This window comes from Serratia sp. S4, assembly GCF_000347995.1.
Taxonomy (GTDB): Bacteria; Pseudomonadota; Gammaproteobacteria; order Enterobacterales; family Enterobacteriaceae; genus Serratia; species Serratia quinivorans.
Genome location: NZ_KB661120.1, coordinates 2,187,588 through 2,210,167, shown reverse-complemented (window position 1 = coordinate 2,210,167; position 22,580 = coordinate 2,187,588). Strand labels below are relative to the sequence as shown.

At 51.1% G+C, this 22,580-nt stretch carries 29 protein-coding genes; 5 read left to right on the top strand and 24 right to left on the bottom strand.

Translation table 11 applies throughout. From position 1 onward, the window contains the following. Positions 1 to 24: 24 nt before the first annotated feature. From SERS4_RS0111115 to SERS4_RS0111040, 16 genes are all read right to left on the bottom strand, one after another. Positions 25 to 645 carry a phage baseplate assembly protein V gene (locus SERS4_RS0111115; RefSeq protein ID WP_026142331.1) on the bottom strand — a complete coding sequence of 207 codons (621 nt, stop codon included), beginning with the start codon at positions 643 to 645 and terminating at the stop codon, positions 25 to 27. Then, the gene (locus SERS4_RS0111110) at positions 638 to 1,192 is read right to left on the bottom strand and encodes a hypothetical protein (protein ID WP_026142330.1); all 555 of its coding nucleotides are present in this window, start codon (positions 1,190 to 1,192) and stop codon (positions 638 to 640) included. The genes SERS4_RS0111115 and SERS4_RS0111110 overlap by 8 nt, the downstream gene beginning before the upstream one ends. A gap of 7 nt (positions 1,193 to 1,199) precedes the next feature. Next, positions 1,200 to 1,856, bottom strand: a complete 657-nt coding sequence (locus SERS4_RS0111105) for a hypothetical protein (RefSeq protein ID WP_017892538.1) — start codon at positions 1,854 to 1,856, stop codon at positions 1,200 to 1,202. 1 nt (position 1,857) lies between these two features. After that, positions 1,858 to 2,226, bottom strand: coding sequence for a head-tail joining protein (locus tag SERS4_RS0111100; protein WP_017892537.1), 369 nt, complete (start codon positions 2,224 to 2,226; stop codon positions 1,858 to 1,860). Positions 2,227 to 2,235: 9 nt separating this feature from the next. Next, complete coding sequence (gene gpFI / locus SERS4_RS0111095) at positions 2,236 to 2,634, bottom strand: DNA-packaging protein FI (protein ID WP_017892536.1); 399 nt, start codon at positions 2,632 to 2,634, stop codon at positions 2,236 to 2,238. Positions 2,635 to 2,687: 53 nt separating this feature from the next. Further along, positions 2,688 to 3,725 carry a major capsid protein gene (locus SERS4_RS0111090; RefSeq protein WP_017892535.1) on the bottom strand — a complete coding sequence of 346 codons (1,038 nt, stop codon included), beginning with the start codon at positions 3,723 to 3,725 and terminating at the stop codon, positions 2,688 to 2,690. Positions 3,726 to 3,784: 59 nt separating this feature from the next. Further along, complete coding sequence (locus SERS4_RS0111085; protein ID WP_017892534.1) at positions 3,785 to 4,117, bottom strand: head decoration protein; 333 nt, start codon at positions 4,115 to 4,117, stop codon at positions 3,785 to 3,787. An 11-nt stretch (positions 4,118 to 4,128) separates the two neighbouring features. Beyond that, positions 4,129 to 5,406, bottom strand: a complete 1,278-nt coding sequence (locus SERS4_RS0111080; RefSeq protein ID WP_051071224.1) for a S49 family peptidase — start codon at positions 5,404 to 5,406, stop codon at positions 4,129 to 4,131. A 19-nt stretch (positions 5,407 to 5,425) separates the two neighbouring features. Beyond that, complete coding sequence (locus SERS4_RS0111075; protein WP_017892532.1) at positions 5,426 to 7,027, bottom strand: phage portal protein; 1,602 nt, start codon at positions 7,025 to 7,027, stop codon at positions 5,426 to 5,428. Further along, the gene (locus SERS4_RS0111070; RefSeq protein ID WP_026142328.1) at positions 7,024 to 7,230 is read right to left on the bottom strand and encodes a phage head-tail joining protein; all 207 of its coding nucleotides are present in this window, start codon (positions 7,228 to 7,230) and stop codon (positions 7,024 to 7,026) included. The genes SERS4_RS0111075 and SERS4_RS0111070 overlap by 4 nt, the downstream gene beginning before the upstream one ends. 1 nt (position 7,231) lies before the next feature. After that, entirely contained in the window at positions 7,232 to 9,157 is a 1,926-nt protein-coding gene (locus tag SERS4_RS0111065) for a phage terminase large subunit family protein (RefSeq protein WP_017892530.1), read from the bottom strand. Further along, positions 9,132 to 9,686, bottom strand: a complete 555-nt coding sequence (locus SERS4_RS0111060) for a terminase small subunit (RefSeq protein WP_017892529.1) — start codon at positions 9,684 to 9,686, stop codon at positions 9,132 to 9,134. Before SERS4_RS0111060 ends, SERS4_RS0111065 begins: the two co-directional genes overlap by 26 nt. 860 nt (positions 9,687 to 10,546) lie before the next feature. Further along, positions 10,547 to 11,005 (bottom strand): hypothetical protein, encoded by a 459-nt coding sequence (locus SERS4_RS0111055; protein ID WP_371257889.1) that lies wholly within the window; start codon positions 11,003 to 11,005, stop codon positions 10,547 to 10,549. Then, complete coding sequence (locus SERS4_RS0111050) at positions 10,927 to 11,361, bottom strand: lysozyme (RefSeq protein ID WP_017892527.1); 435 nt, start codon at positions 11,359 to 11,361, stop codon at positions 10,927 to 10,929. The genes SERS4_RS0111055 and SERS4_RS0111050 overlap by 79 nt, the downstream gene beginning before the upstream one ends. Then, entirely contained in the window at positions 11,348 to 11,743 is a 396-nt protein-coding gene (locus tag SERS4_RS0111045; protein ID WP_172641811.1) for a phage holin family protein, read from the bottom strand. Before SERS4_RS0111045 ends, SERS4_RS0111050 begins: the two co-directional genes overlap by 14 nt. A gap of 85 nt (positions 11,744 to 11,828) precedes the next feature. After that, entirely contained in the window at positions 11,829 to 12,182 is a 354-nt protein-coding gene (locus SERS4_RS0111040; RefSeq protein ID WP_017892525.1) for a hypothetical protein, read from the bottom strand. A 940-nt stretch (positions 12,183 to 13,122) separates the two neighbouring features. Between SERS4_RS0111040 and SERS4_RS0111035 the strand changes: the two genes are divergently transcribed. Next, the gene (locus SERS4_RS0111035; RefSeq protein WP_017892524.1) at positions 13,123 to 14,010 is read left to right on the top strand and encodes a DUF6731 family protein; all 888 of its coding nucleotides are present in this window, start codon (positions 13,123 to 13,125) and stop codon (positions 14,008 to 14,010) included. Positions 14,011 to 14,446: 436 nt separating this feature from the next. Here SERS4_RS0111035 and SERS4_RS0111030 read toward each other — a convergent pair whose 3' ends face one another. The 7 genes from SERS4_RS0111030 to SERS4_RS0111000 form a co-directional block, all read right to left on the bottom strand. Continuing rightward, positions 14,447 to 14,806 carry an antiterminator Q family protein gene (locus SERS4_RS0111030; protein ID WP_017892523.1) on the bottom strand — a complete coding sequence of 120 codons (360 nt, stop codon included), beginning with the start codon at positions 14,804 to 14,806 and terminating at the stop codon, positions 14,447 to 14,449. Between the two features lie 53 nt (positions 14,807 to 14,859). Then, positions 14,860 to 15,858, bottom strand: a complete 999-nt coding sequence (locus SERS4_RS0111025) for a DUF968 domain-containing protein (RefSeq protein ID WP_017892522.1) — start codon at positions 15,856 to 15,858, stop codon at positions 14,860 to 14,862. Next, complete coding sequence (locus SERS4_RS0111020; RefSeq protein WP_017892521.1) at positions 15,855 to 16,226, bottom strand: RusA family crossover junction endodeoxyribonuclease; 372 nt, start codon at positions 16,224 to 16,226, stop codon at positions 15,855 to 15,857. Before SERS4_RS0111020 ends, SERS4_RS0111025 begins: the two co-directional genes overlap by 4 nt. Continuing rightward, complete coding sequence (locus SERS4_RS0111015) at positions 16,223 to 16,570, bottom strand: hypothetical protein (protein WP_017892520.1); 348 nt, start codon at positions 16,568 to 16,570, stop codon at positions 16,223 to 16,225. The genes SERS4_RS0111020 and SERS4_RS0111015 overlap by 4 nt, the downstream gene beginning before the upstream one ends. Beyond that, a complete protein-coding gene (locus SERS4_RS0111010) occupies positions 16,567 to 17,610 on the bottom strand; it encodes a helix-turn-helix domain-containing protein (protein WP_017892519.1) in 1,044 nt (347 codons plus the stop codon). Before SERS4_RS0111010 ends, SERS4_RS0111015 begins: the two co-directional genes overlap by 4 nt. A 198-nt stretch (positions 17,611 to 17,808) precedes the next feature. Further along, positions 17,809 to 18,342, bottom strand: coding sequence for a YmfL family putative regulatory protein (locus tag SERS4_RS0111005; protein ID WP_017892518.1), 534 nt, complete (start codon positions 18,340 to 18,342; stop codon positions 17,809 to 17,811). 27 nt (positions 18,343 to 18,369) lie between these two features. Further along, a complete protein-coding gene (locus SERS4_RS0111000) occupies positions 18,370 to 18,579 on the bottom strand; it encodes a Cro/CI family transcriptional regulator (protein WP_017892517.1) in 210 nt (69 codons plus the stop codon). Positions 18,580 to 18,680: 101 nt separating this feature from the next. Between SERS4_RS0111000 and SERS4_RS0110995 the strand changes: the two genes are divergently transcribed. Continuing rightward, complete coding sequence (locus SERS4_RS0110995; protein ID WP_017892516.1) at positions 18,681 to 19,325, top strand: LexA family transcriptional regulator; 645 nt, start codon at positions 18,681 to 18,683, stop codon at positions 19,323 to 19,325. Positions 19,326 to 19,622: 297 nt separating this feature from the next. Here the strand turns inward: SERS4_RS0110995 and SERS4_RS26265 are convergent, their stop codons facing one another. After that, complete coding sequence (locus SERS4_RS26265) at positions 19,623 to 19,910, bottom strand: hypothetical protein (RefSeq protein WP_071593008.1); 288 nt, start codon at positions 19,908 to 19,910, stop codon at positions 19,623 to 19,625. A 524-nt stretch (positions 19,911 to 20,434) separates the two neighbouring features. Between SERS4_RS26265 and SERS4_RS0110985 the strand changes: the two genes are divergently transcribed. The 3 genes from SERS4_RS0110985 to SERS4_RS0110975 are packed head-to-tail and all read left to right on the top strand — an operon-like array spanning position 20,435 to position 22,405. Beyond that, positions 20,435 to 21,052 (top strand): 3'-5' exonuclease, encoded by a 618-nt coding sequence (locus tag SERS4_RS0110985; RefSeq protein ID WP_026142326.1) that lies wholly within the window; start codon positions 20,435 to 20,437, stop codon positions 21,050 to 21,052. Continuing rightward, positions 21,052 to 21,297, top strand: coding sequence for an excisionase (locus SERS4_RS0110980; protein ID WP_017892513.1), 246 nt, complete (start codon positions 21,052 to 21,054; stop codon positions 21,295 to 21,297). The genes SERS4_RS0110985 and SERS4_RS0110980 overlap by 1 nt, the downstream gene beginning before the upstream one ends. Continuing rightward, positions 21,278 to 22,405, top strand: coding sequence for a site-specific integrase (locus SERS4_RS0110975; protein ID WP_017892512.1), 1,128 nt, complete (start codon positions 21,278 to 21,280; stop codon positions 22,403 to 22,405). The genes SERS4_RS0110980 and SERS4_RS0110975 overlap by 20 nt, the downstream gene beginning before the upstream one ends. The last annotated feature ends 175 nt before the right edge of the window (positions 22,406 to 22,580 follow it).

Here is a 22,580-nt window from a genome sequence, read left to right as displayed (position 1 = left end):
CATAAAAAAACCCGCCGGAGCGGGTTACATTTCGTTGTTCGGTTTGTCGGTGTCCCCGCCATGCGGATCGGGATGTGTGTGGTCGTTGAAAATTTCCCGGATCCGGGCCAGCGTGCTTTTGGCGTCGGAAATTTCTCCCGTGGCGGACAGGTCCCCGGTGACTGCAGTATCCGCCTGCAGCTCCGTTTTTCCTTTCACCGTCAACGTGTCCGTTATCTCTACCGGCCCGCGCAACGTCCCTTTACCGATAATTTCATAGGTGCCGCCCTCCGGCAATGCCAGCGTAAAGGCGTGATCTTCGCGGTTGTAGCGAAGCTCGGCGCCGTCGCTGTATCGGGTGATGTGCTCCGCCTCGCTGCCTTCTGGCGCCGGCATGGCGCCCGTATTCCAGCCAGGGAAAACTCGGCCGTTATTCAGTTCGCCAGCCTCAGATAACACTGTCACCGGGTCCCCAACTGCGCAGGGGTTGGAGTCGCTGCGATGGGCGCCAGCGAAACCCTGGCACATCGGGAGCCAGGTTGTGATGTTATCGCCTATATCCACCCGGCAAAACGGCTGCTTGCCATGCTTTACCGAATGAATAACCCCTCGGCGGACCATATTGGCAACCCGGCGCTGCAGGTCTGATAACGCGTCATCACTCATCGCCGGGGCCCTCTTTTTTCTCGTAGATCAGCCGATAGCCGTCAATGTGCGCGCTGCCGATATTCGGAGCCTTGCCCAAAAATACCTTTTTCAGTGGGCCAGCTTTCGATTCAAACGGATCTTCACCCATCGCGGCCACCTGGGTGAAGGTGATCCGCCAGACGATGTAATCATCCATCGCCACATCAAAATCATCGGGCCCGGCTCTGATAAACTCCGCCGGCTCCAGCCCTTCAAGCCCAAACGTTTTACCCTCTATCCATTGGCTAAGGTCAGCTGCAGCCGTGCGAATATAAATCTGAGGTTTTGAAATGTCGGCCGTCGCTGAGCGGTCAACAACAACAAAGAGATCGTGCTCAAATTCAACGCGCAACTGACCATCAGAGCCGGGAGAATTCTCCCAGCCGGCGATAGACAAATACACCGCCGGCGTTTCCAACTGCGTGACCACTTCCGGGTAATCGTCAGCATTGACCACCCACGCAATTTCGCGCAGCGCAGACAATATCGCATCGTGATAGCTGGCCATTAAAATCGGTGTTGGCATACGTCCCTCACACGTTGATCCGCATCTTCACGCGGCCTTTTAAATCCGTTTCAAAGTGATGGAAGAAAATTCGCGAAACATCTGAAAAGGCGTTGTCCTCGATGTAGTCCAGCATCGGGGCGTAAATATCGACCTCGGCCTCTTTCGCGCGGCGGGTCTGCGGATCCCGAATTAATACCGTTCGCCAACCGGCGCGCGTTCGGCCCACCTCGCCATCAGGGAAGTTTTTGGCCGTCAGCAATTCACCTTTAGGCTCAAAACCGACCTCCGCCGATGCCCTACGCCTGGCGGCAATAAATCGCCCTGTCTGGGGGTCCCTGCGGTCATGGTGGGGACGGAGCCGGCCCTTAACACGGCCTTTGAGATCCTTAACCTTGATTGCATTCAGACCAAACCACAATTTCCCCTCGTCCAGCTGCGCGCCACGGGTTAAGCGAAACGACAACAGACGCTTACGAATAAGGGATAAGTTACGGGGCGCTATACCGGCTTTCATATCCCCAACAACGCGTTTTTTTAGCGTTGTCATGGTGCGATTTAAGGCCCTGCTATACGCGCGCATGTATTGCGTATGGTTGGCGCCGGCAGAAATAGCGATCCGCTGCAGTACCTGCAGATCGATATCAAAGGGTAAATCTCGCCTTAACCTGCTTGCTCGGGCCATATCATTTACTCCATTTGTCGATCGCCGGCGCGGGCTTCCCTGGTACTCCGCGCGCCAATGTAACAACACAGGTTCCTGTGTCGTCGGGGCCGACTTTCACCACCCAAAAGGCCTCCGCGCCAATCTCCACCCGACCTTTAGGTTTCAGGCCAGTAATCAGCGCCGTTTTAACAAATAACCGAGGGGCGACGTCCTGAACCGTTGCGGCGCCATAAGGCAGAGAAGTATCAGCGGCAGGCTCATCGAAAACGGCACGGACAGGCGTCGGCGCACCATTGATAAACACCTCCATTTCCCGCCCCATTACCTCAATAATTCGGCTGTCAGCATCGAAAAGGGCCTCATCAAAAAGGTTATCGAACCCATCCATGCCGCCCCCTTAAAGCTCTGTCACGTGGCCAGCGTCTTCCAGGTCGTCCACGTCCGAGGAAAGAACGCGGACCGTATCGCCGGCATACGCCATTTTCACGGGTTGATTTCGCGTTTCATGCAATGCGTTGATGTGCAACGTCGTCAGCACGCGGACCGTTACCCACTCGATTTCACCTTCTGATTTTGGCGGCATTGGCTGGCGTTGTTCGGTGGTCGTCTGCAGCAACGGACCGGAACCACCAGCACCGTCTGTACCGTCGCCGTCTTCCTCTAGTGCCTCGATTTCCTCTTCGGCTTCGCGGATCCGCAGTTGCAAATCTGCGATAGTCCCTTCCGTGCTCAGCTCACGGTCCAACACCTTGCCCAACTCGCCCAGCTTGGCGATCAATTCGTCTTTATTAGCCATTGTGTTCTCTCTATGAAACAGGGGAAAAGGGGCCGTAGCCCCTACGGGATGGGTTAAGCGACTTTCACCACCACGAATTCATTAGCATCAGCCAATAGCATCAGCGGCGCGGTTTGCGTCATGGTGTACTCACGCGCCGGATCGCCTTTCTGAACCCAGTTTTTCGGGTAACGGCGGGCTTTGGTAATGCCCTCCGCTAATGCCTCAATATCCTGAATGGCGCCATAAGTACGAATGCCTCGCGCCTCGTTATTACCCATCACAAAGGTGTTTTCAGGCATGTAGTTGGTTTTTTTCTGGGTCTTAGGGTCGATATACTGGCCAACGTAAACCACGATGGCCACATCGCCATACATGCCCTTAACCGAAACCGCTTTACCCAAATCCTTTAGCGCGGTTTCCAGGTAAGCCACAGATCCCCGGCGGGTATCGAGTTTTTTCTGCACAGCTTTGAAAGACTGGAAGAGGGACCAGGCTTTAGGATCCATCACAACCAGATTGACAATCCCGGACGCATTGAGCGCGTACTCCTCCAGATCTCCGGTCGGGTCGTAAGTTTCCTTGTCCTGGGTAGACCAGCGACCAGCGCCAGCCTGCGTGATGTTGTTGGCCGGGTCGCGCTGCAGGTCTACTTCGACCTCTTCGAACGCTTCGCCGGTCATGATGTATTTGCCACTGATCACAGCATCGACAGCCTGTTTTTCTTCAACCTGGGCGATAGCCAATTCTTCATCTTTCAGGTTCTGCAAGATGATGCGGTTACGACGATAAGCGGGGTCTTTCAACTGCTCCGGATCTTCATCTGGCAGACGACGCAGCACCATTTGCGGGTTAACTTCGTGCTTTGGCTTAACGTAACCCGGCTTAAATTGCGTGGTCAGGCCGCCACGCGAGCGCAGCACTTTACCCTCAACCGTTGGAGATATATAAACCGCCATTGCGACCTCGCCGGGGATCTTGGCCAGGTCTACGGTTTCAGTATCAAATTCGTAGCTTTCACGGTAGAAAACACGCAGAAACAGCGGGTCAAACTTGAATTTCGTCTCAGTGACGGCGATCAATTTGCTCGTCGAGTACATGGATTGCGACATGAGTTTTCCTCATAAAAAAACCGCGCCAGGCGCGGTTATAAAAGGGTGATCGGGAGTTGTTAGTTAACGCTGATAGCCGTCCCGGCAAAGGCGTTAAATTTCAGTTCATCAGTGGCCGCTGCTTCTGGCCATTGCACATCCTCAACCCGGAATGTACCGGATTTGTAGTACGTGATTTTTGGTTGAGGGCCATCGATGGCCAGCGCCAAAATAGCAACGGCCGTCCCGGCTTTTTCCCCATCCCATGCCACCAGCTTGTTAGTGTCTTCTTTCAACATTAGCGGGGTGAGTGCCGGTGTTGCCGCAGTAAGGCCACTAATGCCGTTCGCGGTATGTGCCGCATCGCTGCCACCAAGGGGCTGAACATGCTTAAACTCTTCTTGATTTACCATTCTGGGGTTCCTTACACCGGGGTGTTCATTAAGTCGTTTTCTTCGGCCTTTGCCGCTGCCCCTTGTCCCAGGGTTTCGGGAGAATCGGCCATCAGGCGATCAAGTCCGGTTTCAGTCCGCACCTGGGCACTTTCCGGCATGCTGGCAAGAATGCGCTGGGCATTTTCTACCGTCATACCTGGCGTGGCTGCGAGGGCGCGCGCGGAGGCGCCACGGCCTTTGGCCTCATCACAATCTAAAATCCCCATGATGCGGGCATTTTCGGCCTGAATGGCATCATTAACGGCCGCTGTTACACTTCCTGCGGGCTGAGCCGCTGTCGGATCCGCTGCCATTTGTGCTGTGGCTACTTCCGACCCGGTTGGCGTATCCGCTACGGTTTGGGTTTGATTTACTGACATTTGGCCTCCTATAGACCGGGTTACTTTTGAGTTACTGATAGCCTCACGCATGACCGCTAACGCATCGGTGTTGATAACCAGTTCATCAGACAGACCTGCGTCTATCGATTCCTGGCCGGTGTACACGGCCGCTTCGGTATCGAGCACCGCCTGAACAGAAATACCGGTATAGCCCGATACTTTTTCCGCAAAGGATTGCCGGATGGCGTTCATTTTTGCCTGAAATGTTGCCAGGACCTCCTTTGGCAAGGCTTCCCAGGGGTTCCCGTCCACCTTGTGAGCACCAGCAAAAATCAGGGTGATATCGACGCCGGCTTGTTCCAGATTGCCGGCGTAATTACTGTGGGCCATCAGCACCCCGATAGAGCCGGCTTTGGCCGTTTGCGTGACCAGGCGCCGAGAGCACGCGCTGGCCAGCAACTGGCCGGCGCTGCAGTTCATATCGTTGGCCAATGACCAGATCGGCTTTTGACTACGCAGACGGGCGATAATATCGGCCGCATCAAATCCGCCGGCGACCATCCCTCCCGGGGTGTCCATATCGAGCAAAATCCCGTCAACGTCGGGATCGTTAATTGCCGCTGTTACCCTGGAAACAATCCCGTTGTAGCCGGTCATGCCAGAATACGGACGCAAAGCGGCGGACTTGCTGACCAACGTCCCCGATATCGGGACAATGGCGATCCGACCCTGGATGTCATAGCCGTTATCCGAGATAGTCACTCGACCGGGACCATAGGACGCAGCTAATTCGGTCATTTGCGGCGGTGATAAGACCGTGTTTGTTGTGCCATCTATCAGGCGCCCCACGCCCAGCTCGTTACCCAACGCGCAAAAGAAAACCCGCGCGTAGGCGGGTTCTAATAAAAGCGGCTCATTGAGTGCCATACTGGCGATATGGGGCAAGTTACGCGCTTGATCCACGCTGACCTCCCTCGTTTTGTGTAGAATTCTGCAGCTGAGCCTGGAAAGCTGCAGCTACCCACGCAGGCTGTGTTAAGCCGGCTGCCTTGCGTTCTTCTGCCTCCCGAACCTGCTGCCGGAAAATTTCCTGATAGTCTTCGCCCAGCTTGCCGCATTCCTTTTCAAAGGTACTTAAGCCCGCCTCTATCAGCATGACGGACTCCTGCACCTCTTTCAGGCCATCAATGGCCATGCGGCCGGCGCCGATCCATTCTGAATTACTCCAGGCACATCGCGCCTCACTGAATGAGAAACGTGCGCGGGATGGCATTTTTACCACCCCACGGATCAATGCTTCTTCCAGCCAACAGGAAAACATCATGCTCGCCTGGCGTGACGCAATAAACTTGCGGCGACCAAGGAAGTAACGCCAGGATTCATTAGCCGATGCCCGGGCACTGGAGTAACTCACCTGCGAATAATCACGGGAAAGCTGCTCGTAGGACACCCCCAGGCCGGCAGCGATATATCTCAGCAGCGATTGTTCAAAGACTGAATAGCCGTTATCCGCGTTCTGCGCGGTTTTCAGTTCCAGTTTGTCCCCTGGGAACAGGTGCGGGACTTTCGCGCCGCCAAACTTCACTTGCGCGGCCTGGTAATAAATCAGGTATTGCTCCAGGAATTTATTCATCGGGGGTTCCTGGCCTTTCACGTTCCCCGCCCCCAGGATGTAATCAAACGCTTTTTCTGTATCCAGCTCCGACTCAATGGTTGCGGCATACATCGCCTTAACGATCGCACTCTGCAGCTGTGTGTTCTGCAGCGTATCGAGCATCTTCATCTGCTCCATCACGCTGTAAAACCGGTTGGCTCCACGTGTCTGGCCATCCTCCAGGGGTTCAAAAATGTGGATCATCGCCGGCCGACCATTTGCCAGCTCACGGGGCACATAAGAAACACGGCGGGTGCCCCAGCTCGGATAGCTGTCATCCACCACGTTGTAGCCAATGGCGGCGCCATATTTGTCCAGCGAAACACCGGCGCGCTGCGTTTTGCTGTCGAGCACTCCGGGCGCGTTTCGGATACGTTTGGGGCTGACCATTTTAAACTGTGTTCGAAACAGCCGATGCGGAGCACGATCCCAGCAAGGCTGGGTAAAGACCTCCCCGTTAAACGCGTGCATGGCCACGCCTTCACGGATCATCATCGTAAAGGTTCGTTTGCGCTCCACGTCCAGGCAACAATCAGGGTCCTCTGCGTACTCTCGCCAGGCCGCCTCTATCTCGTCAGAAAACGCCCGAGACTCTTCCTCAGCGATGCCGAGATATCGCCAGTTTGGCCGATAGCTAAGGCGAAAGAAGGAGCCGACGATATGATCCTGGTGCAACTGCACGCCATTGGCTGCGTAGCCGTTATTTCTCACCAGGTCATCAGCCCGGGCGTTCCCCCGTTCAAATTGCGGCAGTAATGCGGCATCCACGCTTTGAGAAGAGGGTTGCCAGCCGGCTATCTGGCCACCAAAACCCACACCGCCACCGGTATAACCGGCGTATTCACGCAGCGGCGTCGCGCCATCCGGGCCAAGTAAAGTTTGATTTTTATTCATACCCCGAACCCCGCCGGACCTCGGCGCCGACTGGCTAACCCCAGTTGAACCTCTAAATCAGAGATATAGGCGCGCAGCTCGTTTAACGTGGCGGAGGTGAATGTCACGGCGCGCCCGTCTTTTTGAATCGATGCCACACGTTTACCCGTTAGCAGTTCGTGTAAGGCTTTTCGGGCTTCTTCCAATTGTGCCAGTGTCGCCACGTTATCCTCCCAATTGAGCCGCCAGGGCGGCCAAGTCATTATTATTTCTGGCCTGCTGGCCGGACGGTGATTGTTGGCGGCTGGCCAGTAACACATCCAAATCCAGCTGCCAGCGCGAAACGCTGATACGCAAAGCCGCCAGGGCATAAACAAAACAGTCGAGGGCCTCGTTTCGGCGTTTTTTGGCGTCCCAGAGCAATTTAATTTTCCCTTTCTCATATTTTTCTATGAGTTCCTCTGCCGTCATCTGCTCGGCTTCGGCCAGGTCGAAAACCGCCGGATTATTCGGGTAGTGGATAAGCCCAGGAACGGGGGAGCCATCAGCGGAACGTTCTAGTTTGTAGCGGCTGTAAATGACTTCTTTGGCAACGTCTGTGCCGATTTCTGTCAGAAAAACGCCATGACTGTTTTTCTTTCGCGGCATGTTGGCCACAGGCTTCCCATAAACGCTGGCTCCCTTGATCGGTATTACCCGGAAGAGGCCCAGCTTTTTCGAACGGTTATAAACAATCGCCGGATCGATACCGCCGGAGTCCCAGCAAACGCGGCCAATGGTCATGATCGTGCCGTCGGCCAGCTGATACTGTTTGTTGATGGCCTCATCAACACGCAGCAACGTTTCCTCTTCATCGTGCCGACCCATGATAATCACGCGGTCGATCAGGAAGGCTTCTTCTCCCGGCGCCCAGCCCCAAACACGCATTTCGTAACGGTCGAGCTGGGAGTCAATGCCGGCAGTGAGGTAAACCACACGTTCAGGCACTTCTGCCCGGTAGTGTTCGGCCAGCTCGAGCAGGGTTTCAGGTAACGGCCGCTCCCCCACTTCCTCGGCCCAGGTTTCGCCAAGCGTCGTGTTGGTGAACGTTTTCAGCTTGCCCGGGTCGCCCTTCGTCTTTCTAAAGTCCTTAACGATTTGCGCCCAGGTGGTAAACGAGCTGTAAGCGGTCCAGATGTGAAAGGATACTGATTCAGGGGGATCAACCTCCTGCCCCGTCGATTCGAACCAGCGGAGGCCATCAGACGTGTAAAGGCCCGTGTTTTCACAGATATAACGCGCATCACTAAAATTAAGTTCCTGCTGGCGTATCACGCAGGCGTTATGCTCACAGAGATAAAAAACAGTCTTCGGCTTCCCTGATTCCCACTTAAAACCGTATGGCGTTTCACGATCGCCGAACTTTAAAAACTGTTCCTCGCCGCAATGTGGGCATTTCACATGAAAACGCATCAAATGCCCGGATTCACTGGCAGCGCGTTCTATCTGGCATATGCCCCGGATTTTCGGTGTAGATCCGCGTATCGACTTTGGCCACACTGAGCCTTCTATGCGCTTATCGCCCAGGAACGTCGGCGAGCCCTCTTTCTCCACATCCTCATCAAAGGCGGCCAGTTCGTCATAGCCAACATAATCGACCGATTTTTCACGGTAGTTTTTTGCCGCTTTACCTCCCAGGCACCAGAAACCCCGACCGTTCGAAAAACGCTTCATCGAAAGCGTGTTATCGCGGTGTTTTTTTCCGTACCAGGGCGCCATTGCCAAGAGACTGGGAACGTCGCGGATCGTCGGTTCGACGTGCGACTTCATAAAATTTTCAGCGTCGCCATCCGTCGGCTGCCACAACAGCCCGTTTCGCTGTTTGTGCTGGATAAAATACGCCACGACGGCCAGCAACATTTTTGAATAGCCGACGCGCGCCGACTTAATCAGGTTCACCTCCCGGATGTCATCGCTCCCCATTGCGTTCATGATCGCAACCTGGAACGGCATCGTTTCCCAGCGCCCCTCTTGATAGGAGGATTCTTTGGGGAGGTAATAAAATTCGTTAGCCCATTCGACCGCCGTCATAGGAACGGGGCGGAATAGCGAACGCAGACCGGCGGCAACCCAATAACGCAGCCGATCAATCCGTTTGTTCGATATACTCATTCAGCAACCCCGGAAGAATTTCATCCAGCGCAGCCGCTTTATTCATGGCTTTAACCACATCCCGCTTTAAAAATTCGATATGCCGATTTTCCAGGTCAGGAAAGCGCCGCTGCATTGAGAGAGGAATGCCGTCAAGAATGCCGGCAATCTCCCCCGCAACCTTTGACAGGACAAACATGCAGAAGCCGGTTTCCACTACCTCGGCGGAGTCTTTAGCATTCTTTAATTCCTGGCCGTCGGCCTGAGCGCGGGTTAAACGGTAGCGCTCATAATCGATAGTGCCGGGCTGCAAGGCCTCATCCCCGCTTTGCTGCAGGGCGTCCAGCTCTTTACGCAATATCTCGTTTTCTAGCGAGGCCTCGCGGTCGGCGTACCAGGTAATAACGCCCTTTGTCGAATAGGTATTTCCCCCGCCTTTACCGCCGTTCCCCTCGCCGGCCACTACCGGCATTCCTTGCGATTGCCATGTGGTGATCGTGCGCGTTGAAACTTCGAAGAGATCCGCCAGTTGTGCCTTTGTTACATTCATAAATCCCCCCGAAACTCCTTTTTATTAATATTTTTTTAACCGGGAAGTGATTTCCCGAAAATCGAGAGGATCTCGATAGGATCACTTCCCGCTCTGGCTATAGGTGAATTAAGTAAAAACAATGCGTTAGGTGTTAAGTGAGAAGGAAGTAGGATCCGCGTCCAAAAAGCTCATAAATAGCGACTTTTCGCGCGTCTCCCGCCCCTCGGTGTTTTCAGCTCCAGGAAGGACCCGTAAAATTGAGAGTGATTCTCACTTATGAGACGAGAAAGAACCACCAGCCTGCCGATGCTCTAGGAGCGCGGTAGGTGCAGGGTGATGGCTTTGGTTACAGCTCATTATGCAACGTCAGATTTGGCACTCTGTGATGGGCAATAAAAACCCGCCGTAGCGGGTCGTTAGAGATGTTGTGTTACCACTTACCGTTGACCTCAGCCATTTGCTGATTAATTCATCGGTAACAAACATCTGCTAAGATTGCTTTTCTTTACGATAGTCATGGAGGGCGCCAATGAAGATGTTTTTACTCACCGTAGTTTTACCACTCGTAGCTATTGCGGGATGCTCTGACAAGCAGCAAGAAAGTTTTAACCCATACCCCGATGAGACACCTGAATGCCGTAGCTACCGCGTTATGACTGGTGCACCGATGTTGCCTGATGCATACGCAAGACTCAGAGATAAGTGCGAAGCATCTATGAAAAAATAGTTATCTCTCGGCGGCCGGCCGCCATTGGTTCAGCGTGGTCACTTGGCCGGCGCAAATTGATAAAGCTGTTTGCAGCGCCAGCGCGTAGCTGAGTGCATCGCCCCAGGTGTCACCCTGAAGCGTTGGTTGCTCGCATGGAATGAATACGGTCTCAGGGGGTAACAGCACCAGCTGTTGCGGTGCCGGTGGCAACGTTTTGCTGCAGGAGGTCAATAACAGCGGCAGGCATAGGACTATTGCCACATTTATCGCTTTTAAGTGCATCGCGTAATTTCCTCTGGTACGTTTCCCCCTGCTGGCGCAGTTGCTGATTATTCTTTTCTTGTTCTGCCATCAGCGCGCGGTTACGGGCGTCCTGTTCCTGCATGGTGGCAATCAGTCCTGACTGCTGCGCCAGCGCCTCTTTCTGCTGCTTAACCTGGTCACTAGCCTCTACTGCGTTGCTGTGAAAGTAAAACGCCAGCCTGCCAACAATAATCAGAGCCACCAGCAATATACCTATCGGCATCGTACGGAAGCTGAATGAGGTGCTCATGACAAAAACGTCTCGCGTTCTGCCGAGCGACGCTTCACCAACCCAGGCATAATCTTGCCACCAGAGTTTTTCCATTTGGAAAATTCATCTGCCGCGCCTTTTGCATCACCGGCGTTGAATTTCTTCACCAGCGTTGAGCCTGCAAACGCAGATCCGCCGATGTTGAATGCCAGCGATACCATTGCGTCAAATTGGTTCTGCGTCATTGAGCGCTTAATGGCGCTGTTTACCGTCAGCTCAAACACGGCCAAGTCATCAGAGAGGAATTGCTCTGCCTGCTCCTGCGTGATGCGGTCACCCGGCTTCACTCCCTTAGTGTGGCCCCAGCCAATCGTCCATGGTTTGCCGCCAGTGCCGGGGTCTGGATACGCCATCAGGCGAAGGTCTTCAAACCCCTTTATGAATCCACGGCCCTTGTTACTTATCTGCATCACTCACTCCTTTCCTGTTCAAACCGCTGATGCGCTGCAATAGTGAAATCGCAGCCTCACGGATTACCCTGGCACCGATAACTCCCAGCACCGAGAACACAAACAGTTCGATTTTCATCGTCTCGGTTTTGGATAGCACGTCTCCCATGCCAGGCAGCATCTCAATGGACCGAACCAATAACGGGGAAAGGACTGGGACCGTAGTTACTGCAATCAGGCCGGTAAGTAATGCATCCACCAAGGCTGTGCGGATCTTGCCGCCGTAGAAAAGTACGCGACCAAATGCCAAGACTGATGTAATCACCATGCCGTTTATCCAGTTGGCATTGTTCGAATAGAGATTTGCCAACCAGCCAAGGAAGGCATTGTCATTGTGGGGCATTCTCATACCTCCCCCTTCCGGGGCGCTGTCCCGGTACCGGGTGATGAAAAAAAATCCCGACATAAGCCGGGATTGATTTATTTGTTTATGCCGGTTGGGAAACCGGAATGTGTTGAGTAATTACTTGGTCGGCGTAACTTTCGAGCAAGTAAAATGGATACTTGAATTCCCAGGAGTCTCCTGCTGCCGATACCGTCGGAGCACCTACACCAGAAAAACAACGCCCTTCGACAGAAATGGCCAGCGAGTATGCAGGTACGGTGTTCAGTACCTCATCGAATTCGGTACCTGGTTCCATTGGAACAGACATACGACCCAGGTATTTGTTCAGCAGTACAGCATTTTCAAACTGCCCTGCGACTTCAACCTTAGTAAGAGCCTTAGCTTGCTCTGGGGTCAAAGTAATTTCGTTGTTTTCGCTAATAATCAGATTTGCCATGTGAGGCTCCTTGTCATTGTTACTGTATCCATATACAGCACATGAACATTATCAATTTAGAAGCTAAGCATCACATGGTGAACGTTGTCTAAAAGGTCGCACAACTCAGAGTAATCACTATAAAAATGGGGTTCAGCCACCAGCCGTAAACGAGTCGGCTATACAGGGTGTGCCAAGTGTATGTCGGATATTGGCTGGGGCTGAAATGCAAAAAGGCTACACCGAGGTGCAGCCCTGTAGTTACCGTATCAGTAATCAGCCTTTCGATGATGAATGCCGCTAAATGGCATTACTGGCCAGATTACAGGTTGGTACATTTACCTGTGACATCACTAAGCCAAGATTTGCCCCGATCCTTGACCTTGCAGTTATGCGCGTCTCTTTTGCTTAAAACTTTTCCAGAACAGTTCTTAGCGCTGTAGCACTTGCCGGACGCCGCCGATGCGGTTAGAGGCAATAAGAGGCATGAAGATAGAACAACTAAAATCGACAAATTTTTCATAGCATGTGTCCTTATGCGTGAATTCATAAATTGGTCTTTTCGTTGCGCGCACAACAACTTTAAAATAGCCTCCTCACGCATCCTGTCACGCTCTTATGCCACTTCGTATATTGAATGTTTAGGTAAAATTCCGACAAAAATAGACATTTTGGAGTTTTCATCCACGAGCTCATTGCCAAAAATCACTGTATCCCTGCTACTTATGGCCCCTTCCCTCCGAAGTCACTCAGTGACAGGATGTGTTTGCGTTGTGGTTGGCTGTTTTGGCAAAAAGACTAAAACGAGAAAACCCCGCCGAAGCGAGGTTTCTGATTGGGTAAGCTACGTGACTGCGTAACCACTCTTATCACATTACAACTGTTTTTGCGTACGCGTTAGTTTTTTCGTATCCTATTATCTACCGCTCTAAAAATTAAAATAATTAACAGGTTAATTATTATGGCTGACAAGAATTATAAAATAGAGTTTTTCCAATTATCAATAACCCCAAATAGAGAAATTGATAATTTAACAACCCTCTTTGACCTTCTAAAAAACGATGATGATACCCAAACAGCCCTGAATCAAGGTGGTTATACTAGAGAGATCTGGGGGTTACGTAACAAAAGAAATCCTCGTGCAACTTATGGTCAATTTAGAAAGTTTAGAACCACTGACATCCCTGAAATAGGCCGAGTTGGTGGACAATCTCAGGAGATCGAGTTAGCTGATAACGAAGGTCTAATTGAAAGGAACTTTTTTGCCTACTATGTTGAAAATGACATCATTGCTTGGCACAAAAACAGTCACTCCAGCAGTATAAATCAGTTCGCGGGATTTCTAAGCGCTGTTGCAGACTGCAAAATATCAGCTGACCCAATATTGCAGGCAGATGCAATCGGGCGGTTGATGAGTGGGGATGTAACGTTAAAAAAAATCGAGTTCACACTTCCAAGACCAACAAATCCCGACTTATATCCTGATGATAACTATGGTCGCGAAATGATTGACCTTATGAACGGTGTTGATGCAGATAGCTTAAAGGTAACAATGGGAGTAGATTTGCGCCGAGCCGATACTGAGGGCAAAATGAGCAATCGCTTAAAAAACACTCTTCGAGCCTTGGTTCAGACAGGGGCTACGACTGCAAGAGCTTATGTTTTTGATGACGGAATTGAACACCCTATCGACCTTATAGCAGATCGTGTATTCTCTATACAACAAATTGAAACTGATGCTCATTTTCCCCCAGCCATAACCATGTATAATCTACTAGATACAGCGAAGGCTGAGTGCCAGGAGGGGATAGATGACTACTTTGGTGAAATGGGGAACGCTCTCGATTAGATCGGCAATAAGTGCTATTGCAGTTTATTTTTTTTGGAAATTCGATGCTCAGATAAAGCCAGAAACAGCGATAAGTGCATCTGGTGTAATCGTGGGGTTAGCTGGGACACTGTTAGGCTTCCTGATTACATCTATTTCACTTTTAACAGCACTCATTGATAAAAAACTAATCGCAAATATGATTAAGACGGGACATTATAGCAGACTAGTGTCCGATACAGTGCTAACCTGTTTATTTCTAATGATTGTGATTATTATAAGTATCATCACATTACTATCTCATGGGAAACTAGTTTTTTGTTTTTTTTCCAGTGTATTATTCTTTACATGCTTAAGCTTTCTCTATTTGATAGAAGCCGGACGACGTTTTTCAGTGATACTTATCCGCTTGCGATAACCCTTGCCTATCGAAATAATTTGGCAAGGGCTACTTTTTTTATTTGTTAAATATTTCAACCCCCAACATCGCTATACAACCACCAATGAACCCTTCTGCAGTCTGCATTTCCTTCCTAATGGTTCCATCCGAGCACTTACGTTTTCTAGCTATCTTGCGCAGAGGCATACCATAAACATGGTGCAATATCACAAGATCATACTCTTCAGGTTTGTACTTCTTCAGCCGACTAACGCACCCATCAATCACCAACCCATCATCATCACAGCATGATAGCTTTCCGCTCGATGTAGGCGGCAACAGCCCTTTGAATCCCGCTGCAATTGGTGAGTAATCGATGCCACTGTCCTCACGCGCCCACACGCCCCATCGTTCCAAAATTTCGTACATATCTCTCATGCTTTAATCTCCAGGCGTCTGGCCCGCATGCCAGCTCGCCCATTACTCCACACTTATGAAATGGCGCCGATCGATAACGAGTGGTCAATGAACCTGAACCACACCTCGATCTGAGTGCCGTGCTCCTCTTCCCACCGTGACATGTCACGATGCAAATCATCGTGATGTTTCCGGCAAAGCGGAATGGTAAAAAAATCGTGGGCCTTGGTACCCATGCCACCCTGTCCGTGGCCGATGATGTGATGTGGGTCATCTGATGGGTTGCCACAGCACGCACACGGCTGAGACTTAACCCAACGAGTAAACTTTTCACTCGTCCATCGCTCTCGCTTTGGGATCTTGAATAATGCCTTTGGGGGCTCCGGATCGATTACCAACACCTTCTCGGCCTTCTTAGCTATCTCCGCTATCTGCTGGGTAGGTGACAAACTGGGGGTAATATCTGCCTCTCTTCGGTGCCCAGTTGGGATGGTGCGCGGCTTAATGCGTAACGAGGCGGCAGCGACATCATTCGGGATCAGATCAATGACCTCATTCACCCAGGCCCACCAGCAGAGTTCCGGTAAAGTCAGTTGGTGACTCTCATCAAACAAGAAGTGAATTCTGGCCCGGTAGACCACGAAGTCAGCAATATTTTGATCTGCTATGGCTGATAGCTCATCCATGGACTTATCGCGGTACAAGTTCGCATGGTGCCAGCACAAACGAATAGCACCGGCGCCATAACGCATGGTCTCCATGTTCTTGTCGTGATAATCGTCCTCGGCGCACTTCCACTGGCATTCATTACGGCGACCTAGCCAACTCTCCAGGCTGTTAATGCCACCAGCGGCAGAAAGAACGCGCTCATGCTGGAAGAACGGACGGAAGCGCGGATCACTGGCCAACTGCTGTTCTGTTGCTGGTAATGCACCTGACGGCACTTCACGAAACTCAGCCGGTACCGTGGCCACCATCACCCGGTCACCGAACATCGGCATCAGTTCAACATCAGGCTGCAGGATGACCTGCCCCAGTTCGCGTACAACGATCGGCTTCAGTATTCCTCTCATACCTGCACCTCGCTGATCTGTAGTTCAACCTTGCCGCCTTTGATTACCGGCCCCCACTTGGCATCGATGTGTTTAATTTGGCTGTCATCGAGCCACACACCAGCCTGTGTCATCGCATCAAACAGAGCCTTGAAGAAGTTATCCAGGTCACGACGGGCATTAGTTGGCGGGTAGAACACCACCACTACGGATATTTCAGCACTGATTGGCTTCGGCCGGCGGCGTAGTTGCTCCATTACCTGGGCGATTGCTTCTGCCTGAAATGCCCTGCCGCGTTCACTGACCAGAGTTCTGCCTCTCAACGAGCCCTTGTTCGGCGAGCGCCAGTAGCCGTTAACGCTTGGGGGGAATGGCAACGTTAATTTCATGCTGGCTGCTCCTCTACGGCTACCAGGCGGTAGAAATAAACCAGCTTGCCCGTGTCCGGATCCTTCAACGTGCGTTTTTCTTTCACAAGGCCATGCAGTTTGGGGTCAACTTCACGCAGCCGGGCACTAATCGCCGCCTGGGTGTCAGCTACGAAAAACATCATGAAAACGGTTCGTTCCAGGTCGCGAAGCGTCATCCACTGGGCGCCGGCCGCGGCCTGAATAACTCGCCCCATCTGGTTTTCTGGGTTGTCCTTCAGCATGCCTGCCAAAATTAATCGGCGGATGCCGCTGTTAACGCGATCGCTTTCGAATACGTCCACCGGGATCGTTAATTTTTTCATGATGCCAACCTCGCTAAGTCGTTCTCGCTTGCCTTGGTGACCGCTTGAGCCCAAATGCCTACGAATGCCCGACGTGCGTCGTAATCACTCATGCGGCCCAATGACCCGGCCATTTCTTTCGCCAGACGCTCCACCTCGTTTTGTGGCTTACGACGCTGTGAGATCAGGCGGGTGTAAGCCTCGTCTCGCGCAGCGTTGTCAAACTTCTGAACTTTTGGCAGGTCGTTAGCCCGCTCCTCTTTCACGCTCAGGTAGCACGCCTCGGTGATCAGGTAGTCGAAGTCCTTTTTGCGCCAGGTCTTGCCTGTGTTGGTGTCTGCTCGGTCTTCCAGCATCCAACGGCATTTTTTAGCGATGTAGCGGAGGTAAGCGCCCCATTTCTCTTCGGTCAGGTCGTATTCTTTCCAGAGCTTGCGCAGCACCTTACGGCGGCTATCAGTGATTTTGATAACCTTGGGCAATTCCGGCAGCGTGGTGTGGAATGTTTCGAGAACAACCTGATAATCGATTTTCAAAGAATCGACGGGTTGCGGGTCGGCTGGCATAGCCGGTTGACCAACAGGTTTTATTACTGATGGATCTTGTTTTGAATTTACTGACGGATCCCCCCCAGATTCTGGCGGGTGAGAACTGCCCTTTTTCGTGTTTTCTGAACGGTCGGATTCTGAACGTTCAGATCCTGACATGTCAGATTTTGAATGGTCAGATTCTGACGTGTCAGAAACTGGACGGTGAGACTCGACGCTTAACGCCGCTGCTTTCAGCTTTGGCACATTCAGGGTGTAAATATTGCTGTCGTTGCGCTGCCCTCTACGGCGTTCCTTGCGTGTCAGCCATCCATCACTTTCTAATTCACCGATCGCAGTCGTAACCGTACTCCGGCCAGCACCGATCTCACGGGCGATTTTCTCAATCCCCGGATAGCAGATCCCCTCATCATTCGAGAAGTCAGCAAGACGAAGCATTACAAGCAGCTTGGTACCCTTCACACCGTGCGCAGCGCAGCCGTCCCATACATAGCTGGAGACTTTTACGCTCATGCCACAACTCCTGGCGCCGGCAGTGCCAAATATTTGCAACGGGCCACAACTTCCTGCAATGCAGTGTGGGTGACAGGCAACCAGCCGCCCGGTATTCTCATCACATAACGCAACGGCACTGGCGGTTTAGCGCAGCTCGCAGCTACACAACGAAATTGCCCACGCAAACGAGATTCTGTTACTCTGTTCATGCGTTAATTACTCCACACGTTTAATTGATGCACTCGACGCCCGGGACCGCATATCCTGGGCGTCACCCTCCCCAAACATCATCACCGTCACGGCGTATATCTCCGCCACCAGCGATTGGATCCGGTACCCCTTAGCTTTCAGTTTTTTACTCTCGTTATTGTCCAGTACCCCATCAGCTGTAAATTCGTTATGTGCCTTGGCGAACAGGCCCAGCGCTGACATCAGTTCGTTGAACTTGATCAGCAACTCTTCGTTGTCCACCTGTTCGATTTCCGGCAGCCTCACGAAAACTCCACCAGCGTGTTTACACATTGCCTCGGTGATATCGCTACGGCCTGAGATTGATTCCATTTCTACTGCCATGCCCAACGGCACTACCTGACCAGATACCTGGCGGACACGGTTACGTAGTGCGTTTTCAGTGCCGGTAACCGGATCCAACTCCTTTGCCATTGCGCTGTACTTGCCTGGGAACTGAGTGATCAGCTTGTGTATCGCTTCACTGATTTCGTCCTGGGTAGGAAAGTCTTTGTTGTCCACAAGGTTTCTCCGCTTCTGTGGTTTTGGTTACACCACCGAGGCGGTAGGCTTTTTGTAAAGCAATGGGTTAAAAACAAGCTGTCCGCCTGTTCGCGCAAAAGCCTCAGCCGCGCGCCCTTTCGGAATCAGCATTCCCGGTCTTTTCCTCCATTGATAAAATGCCTCCGGAGATATACCGAAGAATGCAGCAGCTTTATTTGGATTGCCGAAGTAGTCCTCCAGGTCTTTCGTTGTCATAACACCCTCCAATCTAAGAATACTTAGATGGTATTTCCTAATTTAATTTTGGTCAATAAAAACTAAGATAACTTAGCTTTAATTGATTAGGGGGTGATGCCTTGGAAACGCTCGGACAAAGATTGAAAAGGCTTAGGAAGGCCAAGAAACTTACCCAAGCTCAAGTAGCAAAAGCTTTAAAGGTTAGCGATGTAACCATTGGCTACTGGGAACGTGATCTTAATGAGCCAGGTGGTAAATCTCTTACGGGACTTGCCAGATACTTTGGTGTGGCAGAAGAGTATCTGCTCTATGGAAAAACTGATGTATCAAATGTAACCCCAGCCACTCTGGGCTCAACACGTGTTCCATTAATTAGTTATGTGCAAGCTGGTGTCTGGACGGCTGAAAGCGATGCAAGAAGTCTGGAGGGAAATATAGATTACCTGCTGACAGAGCAAACTCTGTCCTCTGGGACTTTTGCATTGAAAATTAAAGGAAAATCAATGGAACCTGAGTTTAAAGAAGGTGATTTGATTATCGTTGATCCAGAGCTCAATCCTCTCCCCGGTGATTACGTTGTGGCAAAAAATGGGGAGCACGAAGCTACTTTTAAAAAATACCGTGCTCGGGGTGTCACTCAGGATGGGCAAGATGTCTTCGAATTAGTGCCTTTAAATCCTGACTATCCCACTAAAAACTCACTAACAGAACACATTGAAATAATAGGCGTTCTTGTTGAACATCGTCGCTTATTACGCCGCTAACTCCTCATCAAAGTACCCCAATTGAAACCTGCACTCGCAGGTGTACGAATTAAAATCTAAGTTTTATTAGCTTTAATCTTGACGATAAAGCTAAGTTATTTTAGATTTATAATCAGTAGCGAGCAGACAGGATGCCCACGAAGTAGCCGCCCGAGGCACATTCGGGATGATTCGCTGAAGCAGGTACTCAATGAGAGGTTTAGATGATCAAAGGATCTGAAAGTGTTACCGCCAAAATTGAATTCTGGCGGTTTATCAAAGCAACTGCAGATGCGAATTTATGTGAGTTGCAAGTACTTAGTCTTCAGGGTGTTGATTGCCAAAAATGGCATCTTTCGGCAGTCGCCACCCTTTCATCTCAAGTTCAAGAACAAGGCGGATATCCTGCTTATCCATGCTGCGACATTGCTGAATAGTCCAACCGTATTTGCGACACAGATAGAGATAAACAGCATCGAAACCATCAACACCATTTGGGTAGGAGTTCTCTTTCGCTAAGTGGTCACCAAAGCACTCAAGGCTGTAGTTGAGGTCAGCAATGGCGTAATGCAGCTTACGGCGAATTGAATAACGTTCTCTGCTCACATTTAGATCCTTCTTGGTTAATAAGCATCGCCAAGATACCACACGCCGGGTGTGGACTAAAAATCCCGGCACACAACGGCATGCTCACTCGCCCTTTCCCTTAAGTCTGGAAGCGGTGGAGAATCTTGAAACTCATGAGTGAGCATACCGATGTGGTTAGGCTGGAAACTTCGGGGGCGTTGTTTACCAGCCGCCACACCGGCGGCACTGCAGCGAAAGCAAGCGCAGATATCCGGCAAGAATTTTGCTGTGTGTAGTGAAGCCTTTGCGGCTGCTCTTATTTGGGTTGGTGTCAGCCGCATTTTTTCACATATCTGGTGGCGTACTGTTTCGGGTTCCCCTTATCCCTTTACACAGTATAAAGCCCCGGCGCGGTGCGCCACCTGATGTGTGAGTAATTAACCGGGAGCCAGCGCTATGCGGGTGTCTGGCCTCCATTCTTAAAACCCGATTTTCTCTCTGCGAAAAGTTGCCAATTCTGGCAGGGCTTCGCTTTGCCGAAAATCAGTGTGGGGTAATAAACGATGATCAACACAATCACGATCGACACGGAAACAATGGACGTTCAGGCATCAGCGGTGATCTTATCTATCGGTGGTTTTGCATTTGATATCGAAGATGTCGATGGCGTGCAGGACTCAATCATGGAGGTGGTTCGGAATCCTGAGCTGGCCGACTATTCTAAGTCTGCATTTTATGGGTTGATTGATACCTTTGGTCAGTTAATGCAAGGCCGAACTGTCAGCGCCGAAACGCAACAGTGGTGGATAAAACAAGATGAAGATGCCCATGAGGCTCTGGCTGGAAATCGGGAACCACTGAGTCAAACACTCGTAAATCTGACTTCTTGGATTCAACAACACCCAGGCGCGCGTATCTTTTTCCGTGGCACCGATTTTGATGGGTCTATCCTCGAAAGTGCATACCGTTCTTGCGGTCTAACATGCCCGTGGCATTTTGCTGGCAAGCGCGATGTTCGCACCTACATTGATGCAATGGTCAAAGGCACCAAGGGTTATCTGCCTAAAACCCATCAACCATGCTTTGCTACGGTTAAACACCACTCTCTACATGATGCCATGAATGATGCAGAACAGATGGCCATTGCCTACCGTCTGAATAGCAGACAGGTAGGTGTCTAATGCTGCAGATGCTGACGTTAGAAGAATGGGCTGCGGAGCGATACCGCAGCAAACCGCCCTCTCTTAATACCTTGCGGCGTTGCGCAAAAGAGGGCCACTTCGCCCCTCCCGCTCGTAAAGAAGGCAAGTTATGGCGTGTGCGAGAAGATGCTGAGCTAGTTGGCCCACTCACCACTCCAGTCATTAAGCACAACGATAATCCGAAGCTTCGAAGGATATTGAACGATGGCAGCCCGACCGCGTAAGAACAATGTTGATATTCCTAACCTGTATCCCCTATTTAGCCGCAAAGCCAATAAGGTCTACTGGCGATACCGTCATCCGGTTACAGGGAAGTACCATGCTCTTGGTGACATTGAGCAGGAAGCTCGTGAGATTGCGATAGAAGCCAATAGCCGACTAGCGGAGCAACGTAGCCGGCAGATCCTGGCACTTAGCGATCGGGTGGCACAAATTAAGGGTAAAGATATAACTGTCAGTACCTGGCTCGATCGATATTGGAAGATACAGGAAGAACGACTGAGTACAGGTGATATCAAGCCCAACACGTATAAACAAAAACGTAAACCAGTGGATCTTCTACGCCAAAAATTTGCAATGAAATCCTTGCCCGAGGTGGATGCCAGAGATATCGCTTCGTTATTGGATGAGTACACCGACGCAGGACAGCCACGTATGGGCCAGGTTGTTCGCTCAGTGCTAATCGATGTATTCAAAGAGGCTCAGCATGTTGGTGAGGTTCCTCCGGGCTACAATCCCGCACTCGCAACAAAGCAACCGCGCAGGAAGGTTACCAGGCAGCGTTTGAATTTAGAGGAATGGCAGAAGATCTTCGACATTGCTAATAAACAGCATCACTACATGGGCAATGCGATGCTATTGGCCGTAGTTACGGGACAGCGCTTGGGTGATATCTCAGCAATGAAATTCAGTGATATCTGGGATGATCACTTACATGTTATACAGGAGAAAACTAGCGCCAAGCTAGCCATTCCCCTTTCCATACGATGTGACGCGCTGAATATGTCCTTGCGTGAAGTAGTAGCACGCTGCAGGGATTACTCGCTAAGCCAGTACCTGGTGCATTACTTCCGGGCAACATCGATGGCACAGCGTGGTGCAAAAGTGCCAGGAAACACACTGACAACCAACTTTAGCAAAGCCAGAGATAAAACTGATATTGATTGGGGAGATGGCTCACCAGCAACATTTCATGAACAGCGTTCGCTCGCAGAAAGGCTGTATAAGTCCCAGGGCATAAACACGCAGATACTTCTGGGGCACAAAACACAATCTCAGACGGACCGCTATCATGATGATAGGGGCAAGGATTGGATCAAAGTCAGCTGCTAGCTTTAGGTGTATTAGCTCAGACCTGAACTGACAGTTTCCGCAGATATACGCTATCTTATTTTTTGACAGTCTGCTTAGAGCGAGGAGCGGAAGTTCGGAATGCATACTTACTTCGATGCGTGTTAAGCAATGGGGAGCAGGTCAGCAATTTATTGTGAAAGCGATAACACTAATA